Here is a 16,497-nt window from a genome sequence, read left to right on the forward strand (position 1 = left end):
GCAGGCGCGGCGTGGTCAGGGGAAGCCGACGAAGACGTAGCCGAAGGTGCGCACCGCCTGGATGGAGACGAAGTCGCTCGCATCGGGCTCGATCTTGCGGCGCAGGTTCTTCACGATGGTGTCCACCGCGCGGTCGCCCACGCGGAAGGGACGCCCGAAGACCTCGCGGCACAGCTCCGCGCGGCTGACCGGATTGCCCTTCGCGGCGTGCAGGATCTGCAGCGTCTCGAACTCGGCATTGGTCAGGGAGCAGACCGCACCGCCCGGCCGCCGCAGCACACGCCGCTCGCCATCCAGGTGCCAGCTCGGCCGCGCGGGCTCGGCGGGCACCTCGTGCTCGCGACGGCGGCGGCGCAGCACCGAGCGGATGCGGGCCAGCATCTCGCGCGGCGTGACCGTCTTCTCCATCTCGTCATCGGCACCGATCTCGAGATTGACGATGCGGTCCATCGTCTCGGAGGTGCCGGTGACGATGATGACGGGAACGTCGGAGATGGCGCGCAGCCCGCGCAGGACATCCGTTCCCGAGACGTGTCCGAGCCGCTGATCCAGCAGCACGAGGTCGGGCACGAAGGTGGTGACGGCCGATTGGAGCTGCGGTTCGTCCTGCACCGCCAGCACCTGGCAACCATGGAGGCCGAGATAGTCGCTCAACAGCTGAGCGAAGTCGGGATCGTCGTCGACGACGAGAATGCGCGGCTGATTGGACATCAACATAGGTGTCCCATCTTGGCGCCGTCCCTGGCAACCGTTGAGGGAAGCTTTTCCAGCGACGTGGACCCCGCCGCTTCCGGAGCTGGCAGAAGGCGCAGACGGATTACCACCTCCGCACCACCGCCGGATCGGTTGCCCAGCGTGATCTCCCCACCGAAGCCGAGGATCGTTCCATAGGCGATGGAAAGGCCGAGGCCCGTCCCCTGGCCCGGTGGCTTCGTGGTGAAGAAGGGCTCGAAGGCGTGCTGGTCGATACCCTCCGGCAGGCCGTGGCCGCGGTCGCGCACGAAGATCGTGATCCAGTCCGCGTCCGGCGAAGGCTCGATATCGATGCTGACGACGCGCTGCACCGTGGGCAGATGCATCATCGCGTCCCGCGCGTTCACCAGGAGGTTCACCAGCACCTGCTCGAGCGGGATCAGGCGCCCCTGCACGCTGGGCAGGCCGTCCAGATCGGGATGGTGGACGACGACCCCGTCCTGCCGCAGCGAGGCACCGACCACCTCCAGTGCCCCCCGCACCACATCCTCGAGCGGAACCTCGTCGAGCGGCCCGTCATCCGTGCGGGAGAAGGTCCGCAGGTGCTTGGCGATATCGCGCATGCGGTCCACCTGGCGGACGATGTTCTCGACGTATCGCTTCGCCTTGGCCGTGTCGCCGGGGACCACCAGATGCGCGAGCGTGACCTCGGCCGCGATGGAGATGGCAGCCAGGGGCTGGCTGATCTCATGGGCGATGCTGGCCGCCATCTGGCCGAGAACGGTGAGCCGCGCGCTGGCCTCGGCCTGGGCGCGCATCCGCCGCTCCTCCTCGATGTCGGTCACGACGCCCACGACCTCCGCCTCGGTGGGCGAGACCCAGCCGACGATGCGGCAGCGCTCGCGGATCCAGAGCCCGGTGCCGTCCGCCATACGCAGGCGGTATTCGCGGACATGCTCGCCGAATTCGAGCACGCGGCGGAAGAAGGCGCGGCGGGCGGCCGCGCCGCCAGGCATGACCGGCAGGTCCGCCCCGCCGGTGAGCCTCAGCATCTCGGGCCCGATCTCCTGGTCGTCTAGGTCGCCCTCCTCGTCGATCTTGCCCCGGTAGGCGGCGCTTGGCTGCGGATCGAAGGTGGAAAGCAGGCGCGTGTGCTCGGCCTCGTCGCGCTCCAGGCTTTCCTGCGCACGCTCGAGCTCCGCCAGGCCACGTCGCCGGTCGAGGGAGGACGCGACGGCCATGAAGGCCGCGGCCATCAGCAGAAGCCCCACGGCGAGCATCGCGATGCCGTGGCGCCGCTCCGCCTCCGCCTGGGCGACATAGGAGGTCGGGTCGATGCCGGCCATCACGATCATCTGCGTGCCGTCCAGCTGGCGCCAGGCCAGGTGGAGGGGCCGGCCATCGATGGCGCTGGAGGTGCGGATCAGGCCCTGCGGTCCCCGCGCATCCAGCATCGCCCTTTCCGGCACCACGGCCCCCACATGCAGGCGGGGATTGTCGCTGCGGGCGACGATGGCGCCATCGTTGCGGAGCAGCGTGGTCACGCCCGCATTATCACCCAGGGCGTCCCGCAGGCGGAGGGAGAGCCGCTCCGCATCGAAAATCCCGGCCACGAAGCCCAGGACGTCGCCCGTGGGGCCGCGGACGGCCTCGCGCAGGCAGACCACCGGCAGCTGCTGGGTCGCCGCGCGCCGGGGACGGCCGATCTGGATCTCATCCAGGCTGCCGAGATGATCCCAGCAGGCGGTGACGGTTCCCCGCGCCTGGGTGGTGCTGGAGGTCCCGGCCGACCAGAGCGGGGATCCCGCCCCGTCGAAGACGATCAGGTCGACCAGACTGGGGCGGCTCTGAACCATGCCGCGCAGATGGAGGTCGAGAGCATCTGCGGGGGCGGCCAGCCGGCCGGAAGGCAGGACGAGCTGTGCCTGCGCCAGGGCCTGGAAGGCCCGCACCGTCTCAAGGCTGCGCTGGACCTGGAGGCCCGCGCCGATCAGGGCGGTGCGGGCGAGGCCGTCCACCCGCTGTTGCGCCAGATGCTGGGTGGAGGTGAAGGCCCGCCAGGCGGTCACGACCGGCACGCTGGCGGCCAGGAAGAACAGCCCGACGAGCGAAAGGTAGATGGCGGCCCCCTCGTTCAGGCGAGGTCCGCGCAGGGGCCAGCCGCGGGCGATCATCCGGTGAGGGCCCTTGATCGCCCGCCGCCATCGCGGCCGTGCTCCTGCATCGCGAAGATGTGAGCCCTGACGGCGAGGCTCGCGGGCGCCGCCGCCCCGTGGCGGGCCAGCGGCGTCGCACTCGCCGTCCGACGGCCCCGGCACCCAACGGCCGGGGCGGAATGCCGCCCGGAAGCCTTCACATCGCCACGCGCCCGGTCAGCGCCCGCATAGGTTGCATTCATTTGCGCCCAAATGGTTTTGTCGAGTTTTTCGGTCGCAACACGTCTAGCCAGGGCCCTCTTCGAGTCAACGAGAGGGACACCTTCACAGGATAGGAACTTCGTAGCCAGTCTTGGGTTTACGCAAAGCGAAGAAAATTTTTACAGGCGATCAAAGGGATTGATCATCCGCCCGGTACCCGAGAAAATAATTCCATGGAATTTAAGAACCTCTTAAGGGCGGCTCAGATGACGTCTCTACAAAACACGACACATCACTCTTTGCACAACCTTTCCGAGCAATTCATTCCTTAACATGCGAAAAACCGTGCAGATTGCCTGAACCGAAATCGGTCGGGCGATGGGCATGACCGTCACCCTGGCCAAGACTAAGACCGGGCAGAGAGGAAAGGAGTCCAGGCCATGGTTGCGAAGAAGCTTCGCGAGCCGCCCGTGAGCGCCGATGCCGCCGACCTCGCCCTGGGCGTCCGCCTCCGGCAGATACGCGAATCGCGCCGCATCTCCCGCCGCGTCGTCGCGACGGGCCTGGGCGTCTCCCCGCAACAGATCGAGAAGTACGAGACCGGCCTCACGCGCCTTTCCATCGGCCGTCTGCTGCGCTTTGCCGCCGTGCTGGACATCGCGCCGGCAGCGCTGCTCACCCATCTCCAGCCCGAATCCGGGGAAGGCAGCCTCGGTCCCGATGATCCTGTCTTCGCCGATGCCTGCGCCGCCTTCGGCCACCTCGCGCGGATCCACGACCCCGCGCTGCGGCATGCGATGCTGGACGTGCTGGCGGTGCTGGCGGCCCAGGGCGGCCAGCCGCCCCGCTCTTCCACGACCTCGGGCGTCGAGGCGCTCGCCGCGATGATTCCTGAGCGCAGGGCGCCCGCCCGTGTGCCAGTAGCCACCGCCCCGGCTTCCCGCCAGAAGGGAACTGCGACAAATCTCTTCAACTTGCCTGGGCATCGCCGCTACCGTGAGCCTGAGCCGGAAGATACTATCTCTTAGTGATTTAATGATCCGTCGCTCAACTATAGCGAGACACTCATGCGAAGTCCGCGCTTGGCGGCGACACCATCGGCAGCCGGTCCCCGCTTCTGGGGAGCCCGAGCGCTTCTTGCGGCCCTGCTGACGGTCGGCATCGCGGGAGGAGCGCACGCCCAGGGCGCGGCCCCTTCCCCACCGGCCGTGCGACAACCGGCCGTTCCGACCGCGGCGGATCCCATCCGCATCAAGGTGATCGGCGGGCTCGCGGGCGTCAGCCAGTACCTGCGCTACGAGGCGCCCTTCTGGCAGCAGCGCCTGGGCGAGATCACCCAGGGCCGGATGGTCGCCGATATCGAACCGTCGGACCGAAGCGGCATCCGACAGGCCGAGACCCTGCACCTCATGCGGCTCGGCGTGGTACCCTACAGCACCCTCCTGCTCGCAACTACCTCGGCGGACGAGCCCGAGCTCGCGGGGGCCGACCTCCCCGTCCTCAATCCGGACATGGCGCGGCTGCGTGCGAACACCGCCGCCTATCGCCCGCGTATCGAGCGCCTTCTCGCCAACAATTACGACATCGAGGTGCTGGCGGTTTACGCCTATCCGGCACAGGTGCTGTTCTGCACGCGGCCTTTCACCAGCCTGTCGGACCTGGGCGGCCGCCGCATCCGGACCTCCTCGGTGGGCCAGGCGGATGTCATCACCGCCCTCGGCGCCATCTCGGTCGTGACGCCCTTCGCCGAAACCGCCAATGCCGTGCGGAATGGCCAAGTGGAATGCGCGATCACAGGCTCCCTGTCGGGCAATGCCGTCGGCCTCGCGGAGGTGACGGGCTACGTCCATCGCATGGCCCTGACCTGGGGCATCAGCGTCTTCGGCGTTCACCGGCCGACCTGGAATGCGCTCCCGGCCGACCTCCAGCAAATTCTCCGCCAGGGCATCGAGGAGCTGGAGCGCGATATCTGGGAGGCCGCCGAGCGGGAAACCGAGGACGGCTTCGCCTGCAATTCCGGCCAGCCCTCCTGCCAGGCCGGGCGACCCGGCCGGATGCAGATCGTCCCAGTCACCGAGGAGGATGAGCGGCGTCGCCGGGTGTTGCTGCGCGACGTCGTGCTGCCCAACTGGCTGGAGCGCTGCGGCCCCGACTGCGCCGATTCCTGGAACGCCACACTTGCCGCTTCGGTTGGCATCCCCGCGCGCCCATGAGCGCTAGCTCGGATCGCCAGGATGGCGCGAAGCGCCCCCCGACCCGCATGCCCGCGGGCGCGGGGCAGGCGCCGGCCGTGACCTCCAGCTCGATCCGCCGGATCCGGATCTCCATCATTCTCGGCGTGGGCCTGCTGTTGGTGGCGCAGATTCTCGCGGTCTCGCAGCTCGTCTTCAAGGCGCGAGACACGGCGCTCACGGCGGCAACGCAGCTGGCGGATCGCGTTGGCCGCTCGGTGGAAAGCGCAGTCAATCGCAGCTTCGTCCAGGTCGATGCCACGCTGATCGGCCTGCCCCTGCTGCTCGCGCCGCTCGCCGGCGGGGACAGGCTTAATATCGCCGGGGTGAACGCCGCGCTCCGCCAGATCAACACGCAGAACTTCGCCTTCCGCGACCTGCTGCTGGTCGGCGACGACAACAAGCCGATCGCCGCCGCGCTGTCGGCCTCGCGGCGGCGCTCCCTTCCAGTGCCCATCGGCCCTGATTACGAGGAAGCCGGCCTTTATGCGGGCGGGCTCGCTCTGGGGGGACCGGCGCTCAATCCCGCCACGGCGGAATTCGCGCTCTTCTTCGGCCGCCCGCTGCAGCTCCCCGGCTTCGGCGCGGTCCACGGCATCGCCGAGGTGACGCTGTCCAGCATCGCCGTGCTGCTCAATGCCGGTGGCGAAGCGCCGGGCCTGCGGGTCTGGCTCGAGCGCTCCGACGGAACACTCCTCGCCTCCTCCATGCAGGACAACAGCCTGCTGGGGCGCAGGATGACGGCACCGACCGAGCCCGGCCCCGCCATCAGGAGGCTGTCGCCGCTGGATGGCCGCGAGGTCATCGTCGCCGCGCGCCCGACCATCTATCCGCGCCTGCGCATCGTGGCGGAGCTGGATCTCGACCCGGTCCTGGCGAACTGGCGCCAGGACCGTGACCGCGCCGCGCTCTTCTCCGCGGCCCTGGCCCTGGTCCTGATCGCGCTCATGATCTCACTCCTGGTCTGGGTGACGCAGCGCAGCCGCGTGGAGGAGGAGCGCCTGAACTGGCGGCTGCGGCTGGAAAGCGCGCTGAACAGCATGACAGACGGCTTCGTCATGTTCGACGCCGAGGACCGGCTGATCGTCTGCAACCAGAGCTATCGCGAGATGTACCAGCTCTCCTCGGACTTCATCCGGGAGGGCGCGCGCTTCGAGGACATCATCCGCGAGGGCGCCCGGCGCGGCCAATACCCGCAGCTCAAGGGCGATATCGAGAGCTTCATCCGCGAGCTGAAGGAACAGCGCCACGCCGGCGGCCTCAGCGTCGAGCGGCTGCTGCCCGGCGGCCGCTGGGTCCTCATCACCGTCCGCACCATGCCGGATGGCGGTACGGTCGGCATCCGCACCGACATCACGGCCCTCAAGGCGGCGATGACGCAGCTGGCGGTGGCGCGCGACGATGCCGAGAAGGCCACGATGGCGCGCGGCATGTTCCTCGCCCGCATGTCGCACGAGCTGCGTACCCCGCTCAACGCCGTGCTCGGCTATGCGCAGGTGCTGCTGCAGGACCCCGGCATCTCGGACGAATCCCGCGACCGGCTGCGCCTGATGCACGATGCCGCGGCGCATCTGCGGGACGTGGTGAACACGCTGCTCGACCTCAGCAAGGCGGAGGCCGGGAAGCTGGAGCTGCGGCCCGTGCCGACGGCGCTGCGTCCCCTTGCCGAATCCTGCATGGCGCTGGTCATGCCGGAGGTGGAGCGCAAGCACATCGCCATCGCGCTCGACACCGAGGCCAGCCTGCCCACCACTGTCTCGGTGGATGCGATGCGCCTGCGGCAGGTGCTGCTGAACCTGCTGTCCAATGCCGTGAAGTTCACCCCTCAGGGCGGGCGCGTCGTGCTGCGGCTGCGCGCGACGCCGCGGCCCGACGTCATCCGCTTCGAGGTCGAGGATTCGGGCCCGGGCATCCCGGCCGAGCAACGGGAAAGGCTGTTCCGCGACTTCAGTCAGCTGCAGGCCGGCGCGGAGAGCGGCGGGGGCACCGGTCTCGGCCTCGCCATCTCGGCGCAGCTGGTCAGCGCCATGGCGGGCGAGATCGGCATCGGGGACGGGATCGGCCAGGGCGCCATGTTCTGGGCCGAGCTGCCGCTGCCCGCCGTCGACACGACGCCGTTCTCGAAGCCCGCGCTGCCCCTTTCCCTTCACCTCGATGAGGAGGAGCCGGCGAAGGCCGCCGCGGACCAGGCCCTGCGCCTCCTCGTGGTCGACGACATCGCCGTCAACCGCACCCTCGCGCGCGTGATGCTCGAGCAGGCGGGCCATCAGGTGACGCTCGCCTCGGATGGCGGCGAGGCGCTGGCGGCGGTCCAGGCCAATACCTACGACGCCGTGCTGATGGACGTGCAGATGCCTGTCATGGACGGGCTGGAAGCGGCCAGGCGCATCCGCCAGCTTCCGGGTGCGGGCCGCCGCGTCCCGATCATCGCGCTCACCGCCTCGGCCATGACGGATCAGGTCGAGGCCTGCCGTGCGGCCGGCATGGACGCGCATCTGGCCAAGCCCATCAACCGCGTGGAGATGCTAGCCGCCGTCGCCGAGATCGCCCGGCGCCGCCACGAAGAGCAGGACGCGCCGCTTTCCCCGGCAGCGCTCGATCGCCTCCGCGCAGATAGCGGCGAGGAGGCGGATCGGGTCGTTGCCGAGCTGGTGCAGGAGGTTCGCGCCGCGCTTCTTCGCCTTCCAGAGGTCATCGAGGAGGCCAATGCGAGGGTGGAGACCGTGCTTCATCTCCTGGCCCTGCTGCGCCGGTTGGGCGCGGAGCCGCTGGCACAGGCCACCGCCGTGCTCGAGGCCGCCGCGATGGGCGAGGGAGACCTCGACGCCCCCCTCCAGGCTTGGCGCGAGGCCGTGGCGGCGCTAGAGCCCCATCTCGATGCCCTCGCGCGACCGCCCTCCGCGCCAGGAAGCGCTTCCCAACCGGCCTTGCACCATGGATGACGCGCTCGAGGATGCCTGGGCCAGGAACAATGCCCCCTGGCGCACGGCCGCGAGATCGACGCCGATCGAGGCCGATCCCCTGGCCGATGCCCTCGCCATGGCCGGCATCGGCACTTGGTGCATCGACGCCCGCACGGGTCGGGTCACCTGGAGCCAGCTGACCCAGCAGATCCATGAAGCGGCCGATGCAGCGCCACGCAGCCTCGAGGAGGCTTTGGATTTCTTTCCCGGCTCCGCGCGGGACGACATGGCCGCCGCCATCGCCCTCGGCATCGCCGAAGGCCAGCCCTGGGACTGGGAGGTGCCCTTCGTCTCCGCGCGCGGCCGGTCGCTGTGGGTGCGCATCTCGGGCCGCGCGGTCCAGCGCGAGGGCGTCGTCACCCAGCTGACCGGCACCTTCGAGGATGTCACGGCCCAGCGCGAGCTGGACGCCGCCATGGGGCTGGAAGCCGCCCGCCGGACCGCCGCGGAGACCCTCCTCTCCGAGGTGCTGGACGCGCTGCCGAATGCGGTCGTCGCCTATGACCGGGAGGAGCGCGCCATCCTCTTCAACCGCGCCTATGGCCGTATCTTCGACAGGACTGCGCCCTCGATCGGCGTGGGCGCCAGCCTGGAGGAGGTGCTGCGCGCGGGCCTCGCCCACGGGCAGTATCCCGATGCGGGGGACAGCGTCGCCGCGCGCGAGGAATGGCTGCACGACCAGATCGCCGCGCACCGGATGCCGGGCCCTTCGCGCTTGGTGCGCCTGCCGGACGGCCGCTGGCTCCAGCAGCGCACGCGCCGCTTCGCCAATGGCTCCTTCATCTCCATCGGCACCGATGTGACGCGGGTGAAGACGATGGCGGAGAGCGTGCTGCGGCGCGCCAGCGAGGATCCGCTGACCGGCCTCGGCAATCGCGCCCTGCTGCAGCGCCGCCTCAGCGGCCTCGTGGCCCGGCGCCGCGCCGAGGACCGCGCGACCGCGTGCCTCGTCTTCTTCGACATCGACCATTTCAGCACGATCAACGACACGCGCGGCCATGATTGCGGCGATGCGCTGCTGCGCGACCTGGCCGACCGGCTCCGCGGCTTCCTGCGCGACGGCGACACCGCCGCCCGCCTGAGCAGCGACGAGTTCGGCCTCCTGCTGCCCGGCATCTCCACCGCGACCGAGGCGGCCGCCTTCGTCCGGCGCCTGCGGCAGGAGCTGGAGCGCCCCTACCAGATCGGCCAGGCGCGCCTCACCCCCTCCTTCTCGATCGGCCTCGCCCTCTATCCGACCGATGCGACGGATGGGGACGGCCTGTTCCGCTGCGCCGACACGGCCCTCCACCACGCGAAGCGCAGCGGCTCGGGCGGCGTGGCCTTCTTCGAGCCGGCCATCACGGCGATGCTCGCGCGTCGCTCGCATCTCGCCACGGCGCTGCGCGAAGCCCTCGACGCCGACCGCATCGAGGTCGCGCTGCAGCCGCAAGTCCGCCTGAGCGACGGCGTGCATGTCGGCTTCGAGGCCCTCGCCCGCTGGACGGATGGCACGACGCCCATTCCGCCCAGCGAGTTCATTCCGGTGGCCGAGGAGACGGGGATGATCGTCCCGCTGGGCGCCCGGATCACGGGGCTGGCGCTCTCGGCGATCACGCGGCTGCGCGCGCGCGGCCTCAATCCCGGCCGGGTCTCGGTAAACGTCGCCGCCTCGCAGCTGCTGTCCCCAGGCTTTTTCGACTTCGTGCGGCACCAGCTCCAGACCCACGGCATCGAGCCCTCCTGCCTGGAGGTCGAGGTGACGGAGACGGTGCTGCTCGACCGCGCCTCCGACCGGATCGCTCATGTGCTGGCGGAGCTGGAGGGCCTCGGCGTCTCGATCGCGCTGGATGATTTCGGCACCGGCTATGCCTCCCTCTCGCACCTCACGCGGCTTCCGGTGCATCGCCTGAAGATCGACCGGCACTTCGTTCGCGATATCGCCACCGGTTCGGTTCCGAACCCCATCGCGCGCACGGTGATCGGGCTCGCGCATGGCCTCGGCATGCAGACCGTGGCCGAGGGCGTCGAAACCGAAGCCCAGCGCGACTACCTGGCCGCGCATGGCTGCGACCTTATCCAGGGCTATCTCATCTCGCGGCCGCTCACCCCGGACGAGGCGGGGGATTATCTCGCGCGGCTCTGACCGCCGGCGGTATCACGCGAGACCCCAGGTGAGGCCGACGGGAATGGCGGTCCGCCTCTTAAACCACATGCCCTTGAACAACGGCTTCATCGCGCCTGGGGGCACGTTTGGTCGTTCGATTTGACATTCCATGCGACGTTATTTTCGCCGAATGCACAAAGCATTAAAATATAAAGGAAAATCGATTCGGCGCGGAATTTGCATGAGAGCCCCCGCACTCAATCAAGGGAGAGTTCCATGCCCCGCCTCGTCCTCCTCCTCCTTCTCGCGGCCGGCCTGCTCCCCATGGCAAACCAAGCATCCCGGGCGGACGTCATCCTCGACTTCACGCAGGTCGGGCCGACCATCGAAACCCCCTATGGCGGCGGGGCGCCCTTTCCCAACGCCATCCTCAGCGACATCACCCTCGTCCTCACGGACGAGGCCTATAGCTGGGGCGTGAAGCTGAGCCAGCGCAACGGGGGCGGCGTGCCCCATGCGCAACTGGACGGCCTTTCTGACCTCCGGATCGAGATGCGGAACCTCCTCGAGGCCTTCTCGGTCTCGCTGGCCGATTTCACGAAGGACATCCCGATCCATAGCACCGAGCGCTCCGCCATCGAGCTCACCAGCAGTCCCAGCGGGCTTCCCGTGGGCTCGGTCTTCTACAGCAGCCCCCTGGACCTGAGCGTCCGCTTCACCTTCGACGGAACGGACCATGTGTCGGGCTACATCTCGGGCGACGGCAGCTGCTTCATGGGATGCCGCTTCGGCGGCGTGCTGACCGTCTCGGTTCCCGAGCCTGCCTCGCTGCTGACCTTCGGCCTGGGCCTTCTGGCCCTGGGAATGGTGGTGCGCCGCCGCCAGGCCTAGCCGCCGCAGCCGATCGCGGAGGCCGCGGCAAGGCCTTCCGCGACGGCCCTCCCCGGAAGGGACGCGGGACTCCCGCCCCGGCCAAGGTGACGGAATGGGAACCTCTGGCGTATCCTCGCCCCACGACGCGAGGGATTCGGAGGCCGTCTCCCGAACCGCGAAGACGGCCGCCCGGAGAGGAAGGGTTCATGGATTTCCTCGAACTCGAGGGCATCACCAAGGAGTTCCCCAGCCGCTCCGGCCCGCCGGCCAGGGTGATGGAGCGCGTCTCCTTCTCGGTGCGCGAGGGCGAGTTCATGGCCGTGCTCGGCCCCTCGGGCTGCGGCAAGTCCACCCTCCTGCAGATGGCCGCCGGCCTGCTGCCGCCGAGCTCCGGCGAGGCGCGCATCGGCGGCCGCCGGGTCGACGGGCCGCCGCCCGAGGCCGTCTACGTCTTCCAGCAATACACGCGCTCGCTGCTGCCCTGGCGCAATGTGCGCGACAACGTCGCCTTCGCCGTCGAGCACCGGATCGGCCGCCGCCGCGCGCGGGCGGCCGCCGAGGTCCAGCTCGCCCAGGTCGGCCTCGCGGGCTTCGGCGATCATTTTCCCTGGCAGCTCTCGGGCGGCATGCAGCAGCGCGTGGCCATCGCCCGGGCGCTGGCCGCCGAGCCCGCGCTGCTGCTGATGGACGAGCCCTTCAGCGCCGTCGACGCGCTCACCCGCCTCGACCTCCAGGCCCTCATCCTCGACATCTGGACCCAGCGGAAGCTCACCGTGATGCTCGTCACCCATGACGTGGAGGAGGCCATTTATCTGGCCGACCGCATCGCCATGCTGACCCGCCGACCCACCACGCTGGCCGAGATCGTCGAGGTCGGGCTGCCGCGCCCACGCGATCCCATCGCCACGCGTGAGCTGCCGCGCTTCCTCGAGCTGCGGCACGACCTGCTCGGCAAGCTACTGACGCGCCATGCTGTCTAGAAGCGTCCTGTCCTGGCTGCCGGGCCTGCTCGTGCTCGGCCTGATCCTGCTCGGCCTGGAGCTGGCGGTGGAGACCGGATGGGTGCGCCGCGCCCTGATGCCGCCGCCGACGGCCATCGCCCTCACCCTCTGGGACCTGCTGGCCTCCGGCGAATTCGTGGCGCCGCTGCTCTCCACGATGGAGCTGGTCTTCACGGGCTTCGCCATCGGCAGCGCCCTCGGCATCGCGGGCGGGCTGGCCATGGGCTGGTTCCCCGCCGTCTTCCGCCTGCTGGAGCCGCTGGTCGAGCTCATGCGCCCGATCCCCAAGGCCGCGCTGGTACCGCCGCTGATGCTCTTCCTGGGCATCGGCACCACGATGAAGGTCACCTCCGTGGCGCTGGCGGTGCTCTTCCCCGTGCTGGTGAACACGCTGCAGGGCGTGCGTGGGACGGACCGCGTGATGCTGGATGCCGCCCGCACCCATGGCTGGGGCACGGCGCACACGCTGCGCCACCTCGTGCTGCCGGCCGCACTGCCCTTCATCCTGGCGGGCATGCGGATCAGCCTCGGCCTCGCCCTCGTGCTCGCGGTGCTGGCGGAGATGCTGTCGGGCCAGGGCGGCCTCGGCTTCCTCATCCTGGACATGCAGCGCAGCTTTCTCATCCGCCAGATGTACGCCTGGCTGATCATCCTCGCCGTGCTCGGCCTCGCGCTGAACGGACTCTTCCTTCTCGCCGAAAGGCGCGCGCTGCATTGGCAGCCCCAATCCAACTGATCCGGAGAAACCGTCCATGACCCAGATCACCCGCCGCGCGGGCCTCGCGCTCACCGCCCTGCCCCTCGCCGCACCGCCGCTCGTCGGCCAGACGCTGACCCGGCTGCGCGTCAGCGTCATCCCGGTGACGGATGTCGCGCCGCTCCATGCCGCCATGCGCCTGGGCCATTTCGCGGCCGAGGGGCTGGAGATCGACACCTCGACCACCGCCGGCGGCGCGACCGGCCTGCCCGGCCTGGTGGCCGGACAGTTCCGCGTCGTCTTCTCCAACACCGTCTCCATCCTGCTCGGCATCCGGGAGGGGCTGGATTTCCGCTTCGTCGCCGGCGCCGCCGCCGGGAACCCGGCGCCGCCCGACATCTTCGCCATCCTCACCCGCAAGGGCAGCAACATCCGCTCCGGCCGCGACCTGGAGGGCAAGCGCATCGCCTCCAACACCCGCAACAACATCGTCTGGCTGCGCGGCATGGCCTGGGTAGAGAAAACGGGCGGCGACTGGCGCAAAGTCACCACGGTCGAGGTGCCCTTCCCCCAGATGGCCGACGCGCTGGCCGCCGGGCAGATCGATGCCGGCATCTTCAGCGAGCCCTTCGCCTCCGGCGCCCTCGTCTCGCATGGCGAGCGGCTGGAACGCGTGGCCTGGCCGATCATCGAGACGGCGCCGGGTGCCACCGTCGCGCAATACGTCACGATGAAGGATGATCTGGAGCGCAATGGCGAGGTCTTCGAGCGCTTCGCGCGCGGCCTCTTCAAGGGCGTCGACTGGGTGAACGAGCGCCGCCACGATCCCGCGCTGCTCGACCTCATCACCGCCTTCAGCCGCGTGCCGGTCGAGCGCCTGCGCCAGACCGCGCTGCCGACCTACCCCAAGGCGGTGACGCCCGCCGAGGTGCAGGAGGTCATCACCACCATGGCGCGCTTCGGCATGGGCGGGCGCTTCCCCGCCCCGGCCTCGCTGATCTTCCGCACCGCCAACGGCTGATGCGGGCGCTCGCCCGCCCCTCCTCGGGCTTCCTGCTGATCCTGGCCCTCCTGCTGCTGTGGGAGGTCTCGGCGCGGTTCGACTGGATGAACAGCCCGAACTGGCCGCCGCTGAGCGTGGTGCTGGCGGCCCTCGCGCGGGACAGCCTGGGGGGCGAGCTGCCGCTGCTGCTGGGCGGGACCCTGTGGCGGATGTTCGCGGGGCTGCTGGCGGGTGGCGCGGCGGGCGTGATCGTGGGCCTGCTCTTCGCCTCGCTGCCGGTCACCAGGCGGCTCTTCGGCCTGACCGTGGAGCTGATCCGCCCCATCCCCATCCCGGCCATCATCCCGCCGCTCGTGCTCTTCCTCGGGCTCGACAACACCATGAAGGTGACGGTGGTGGGGCTGACCGCCTTCTTCCCGGTGCTGACCAACACGATGCAGGGCGTGCGCGCCGTGGAGGCCGATGCCCTGGCCATGGGGCGCACCTTCGGCATCGGCTTCTGGCGCCGGTCGCTCCACATCGTGCTGCCGGCCTGCCTGCCCTATGTCTTCGCGGGCTTCCGCGTCGCGCTGGCGCTGGCGCTCGTCGTCACCGTCGTGGCCGAGATGATCGCGGGGGAGCAGGGCGTGGGGCACTACCTCGTGCTCATGCAGTTCGCGGGTCGCGCACCGGAGATGTACGCGACCGTCATCCTGCTCGCGGTCCTGGGCTATGGCCTGAACCGCGGCTTCCTGGCCTTCGAGCGGCGCGCGCTCCACTGGTACTTCGCCCTCGGCGCGCAGCGGAACTGAGCGGCGCGCCGGGCGCCGTCAGAAGTTCCGCCTGAACACCGCGACGAAGCGCGCGCCGCGATCGACATGGCGGTTGTGCGGGCGGAGGAACGGCACCGCGACCTCGAGGTTGAGGTTGGTCTCCTCCGCCACCGCGAAGCCCAGGCCGAAGCCCGCCGAGGCCGCGCGATCGCCGCGCGGGGCGGGGGCGGGCGCCAGATTCTCCGCCCTGCCGCCATCGACGAAGACATAGGCCTCCGCCCGGCGGATCAGCCGCCCCACGAACTCCGATTGCCCGGCCGCCAGGCTGTCGACATCCATGACCGTCTTGAAGGGCATGGCGAGCGTGACGGAGCCGGAGATGCCGCGATCGCCGAAGAGGGTCGCCGCCTCGAAGCCGCGGCCGAACATCACGCCGCCATAGGTGAAGAACTCCGTCGAGGGCAGCCGTTCGCCGGTGTACTGGCCGAGCGCGCGCAGCCGCAGCATGAAGCGCTGCCCCCAGAAGGCGTGCTGGTAGTTGGCGATGGCCGTCACCTTGGTGAAGCCGGGATCGCCGTAGAAGAAACCGAGCCGCTGCCGCGCGCCGGCGCCGTCGATGCCCTGGCTCAGAATGACGGCCAGCGAGCCGCCGCGTGTCTGTGCCTCGCTGGCCCGGCCATAGACCGCGCCCACCCGGATCACCCGCGTCGCCTCGTCCGCAAGGCGGCCAAGCGGCACGGAGACGCGGGAATCCACGATGTCGAAATTGCCGAAGACCTGCAGCGTCTCGGTCTGGCGGCGAATGATCGGATAGGTCGCCTGCAGGCTGAATGTCGTGGTCTCGCCCTTCAGGTTGGATTCCGACGTCCGGCGCTGCTCGAGATGCGTGGCGTTGACCGAGACCGTCATGCCGTTGGTGCCGATGGGCTGCTGGTGGCGGAAAGCGAAGTAGGTGAAGCGCTCGAAATCCACCACCGGGAAGCCCACGGTGAAGCGGGTGGAATCGCCTTCCTGCAGCAGGGCGTTCAGCGTCACGCCGGTGGTGATCTGCACATTGCCGAGGAAGTCCGCGCCGAGGTTGTCGAAGCCGAGGCCATAGCGCTGGGAGATGCGGCTGACGTTCAGCACCAGGCGTACCTTGCCGGGCGTGTCGAGTTGCTCGAAGCGGCCGGTGACGCGGCGGCCGGGGATGTCGGCCATCAGCAGCAGCGCGCGCTCCATCGTCGCGCGGCGCAGCGGACGCTCACCGCGCATGGCTTCCGCATAGGCGCGCGTCAGGCTGAGGTCAGCGCCCTCCGTGTCGCCTTCGATGGCGATCTCGGCGACCTCGCCTTCGATGACGCGCAGGATGACGACGCCCTGGGCGAAATCCTGCTGCGGCACCACCACGCCGAAGAGGGCCAGGCCGGCCTCGCGATGGGCGGCGGCGATCGCATTGGCGAGCTCGTTGATCACCTCGCGCGACAGGCGCCGCCCCGCGAAGGGTGCGGCTGCGCGGGCCAGTGCCGCGCGCTCAATGAGCTGATCGCCCGTCACCGCCACGTCGCGGATCGTGATGTCCGGCACGGCGGCGGGCACGATCTGGCGCTCGGCGGGCGGAATGGCGGTACGGCCCTGCGGGCGGGGGGGAGCGATGTCCGGCCGGTCGGTGTCGAAGCCGCGGGCGCCGAGGCCCGCCTGGGCGAGGGCTTCCATAGGCAGGGCGGCCAGCAATACGAGGACCAGGGCCGCCTTGATGAGGGTCATTGATGGGACCTCTTTGCTCTTCGGCGCTGCGCGCATGATTCGGATCGGCTCGATGGATTTGCTCGGGACGAGAACCAGGAAGCGGCGTTGGCTCT

The 16,497-nt window shown here is 69.7% G+C and carries 12 protein-coding genes; 9 read left to right on the forward strand and 3 right to left on the reverse strand.

The window, feature by feature from the left end; genetic code table 11:
* Positions 1-15 precede the first annotated feature (15 nt).
* Positions 16-711 carry a response regulator transcription factor gene (locus tag KHU32_RS20560; protein ID WP_213672033.1) on the reverse strand — a complete coding sequence of 232 codons (696 nt, stop codon included), beginning with the start codon at positions 709-711 and terminating at the stop codon, positions 16-18.
* Positions 711-2,867: a sensor histidine kinase gene (locus tag KHU32_RS20565; RefSeq protein ID WP_213672034.1), complete on the reverse strand. Its 2,157-nt coding sequence runs from the start codon at positions 2,865-2,867 to the stop codon at positions 711-713. The genes KHU32_RS20560 and KHU32_RS20565 overlap by 1 nt, the downstream gene beginning before the upstream one ends.
* 623 nt (positions 2,868-3,490) lie before the next feature.
* Between KHU32_RS20565 and KHU32_RS20570 the strand changes: the two genes are divergently transcribed.
* From KHU32_RS20570 to KHU32_RS20610, 9 genes are all read left to right on the forward strand, one after another.
* Positions 3,491-4,078 carry a helix-turn-helix domain-containing protein gene (locus KHU32_RS20570; protein ID WP_213672035.1) on the forward strand — a complete coding sequence of 196 codons (588 nt, stop codon included), beginning with the start codon at positions 3,491-3,493 and terminating at the stop codon, positions 4,076-4,078.
* Positions 4,079-4,258: 180 nt separating this feature from the next.
* Positions 4,259-5,263: a TRAP transporter substrate-binding protein gene (locus KHU32_RS20575; RefSeq protein ID WP_213672036.1), complete on the forward strand. Its 1,005-nt coding sequence runs from the start codon at positions 4,259-4,261 to the stop codon at positions 5,261-5,263.
* Positions 5,260-8,223, forward strand: coding sequence for an ATP-binding protein (locus tag KHU32_RS20580; protein WP_213672037.1), 2,964 nt, complete (start codon positions 5,260-5,262; stop codon positions 8,221-8,223). The genes KHU32_RS20575 and KHU32_RS20580 overlap by 4 nt, the downstream gene beginning before the upstream one ends.
* Positions 8,216-10,369 (forward strand): putative bifunctional diguanylate cyclase/phosphodiesterase, encoded by a 2,154-nt coding sequence (locus tag KHU32_RS20585; RefSeq protein ID WP_213672038.1) that lies wholly within the window; start codon positions 8,216-8,218, stop codon positions 10,367-10,369. The genes KHU32_RS20580 and KHU32_RS20585 overlap by 8 nt, the downstream gene beginning before the upstream one ends.
* Positions 10,370-10,606: 237 nt before the next feature.
* Positions 10,607-11,221 carry a PEP-CTERM sorting domain-containing protein gene (locus KHU32_RS20590; protein WP_213672039.1) on the forward strand — a complete coding sequence of 205 codons (615 nt, stop codon included), beginning with the start codon at positions 10,607-10,609 and terminating at the stop codon, positions 11,219-11,221.
* Between the two features lie 188 nt (positions 11,222-11,409).
* Positions 11,410-12,183 carry an ABC transporter ATP-binding protein gene (locus KHU32_RS20595; RefSeq protein ID WP_213672040.1) on the forward strand — a complete coding sequence of 258 codons (774 nt, stop codon included), beginning with the start codon at positions 11,410-11,412 and terminating at the stop codon, positions 12,181-12,183.
* Positions 12,173-12,940: an ABC transporter permease gene (locus KHU32_RS20600; protein ID WP_213672041.1), complete on the forward strand. Its 768-nt coding sequence runs from the start codon at positions 12,173-12,175 to the stop codon at positions 12,938-12,940. Before KHU32_RS20595 ends, KHU32_RS20600 begins: the two co-directional genes overlap by 11 nt.
* Before the next feature lie 16 nt (positions 12,941-12,956).
* On the forward strand, positions 12,957-13,922 hold the full coding sequence (locus KHU32_RS20605; protein WP_213672042.1) for an ABC transporter substrate-binding protein: 966 nt from the start codon (positions 12,957-12,959) through the stop codon (positions 13,920-13,922).
* On the forward strand, positions 13,922-14,695 hold the full coding sequence (locus KHU32_RS20610; protein ID WP_213672043.1) for an ABC transporter permease: 774 nt from the start codon (positions 13,922-13,924) through the stop codon (positions 14,693-14,695). Before KHU32_RS20605 ends, KHU32_RS20610 begins: the two co-directional genes overlap by 1 nt.
* An 18-nt stretch (positions 14,696-14,713) precedes the next feature.
* Here the strand turns inward: KHU32_RS20610 and KHU32_RS20615 are convergent, their stop codons facing one another.
* A complete protein-coding gene (locus tag KHU32_RS20615; RefSeq protein ID WP_213672044.1) occupies positions 14,714-16,402 on the reverse strand; it encodes a ShlB/FhaC/HecB family hemolysin secretion/activation protein in 1,689 nt (562 codons plus the stop codon).
* Positions 16,403-16,497 lie beyond the last annotated feature (95 nt).

It is taken from the genome of Roseococcus pinisoli, assembly GCF_018413645.1.
Classification (GTDB): domain Bacteria; phylum Pseudomonadota; class Alphaproteobacteria; order Acetobacterales; family Acetobacteraceae; genus Roseococcus; species Roseococcus pinisoli.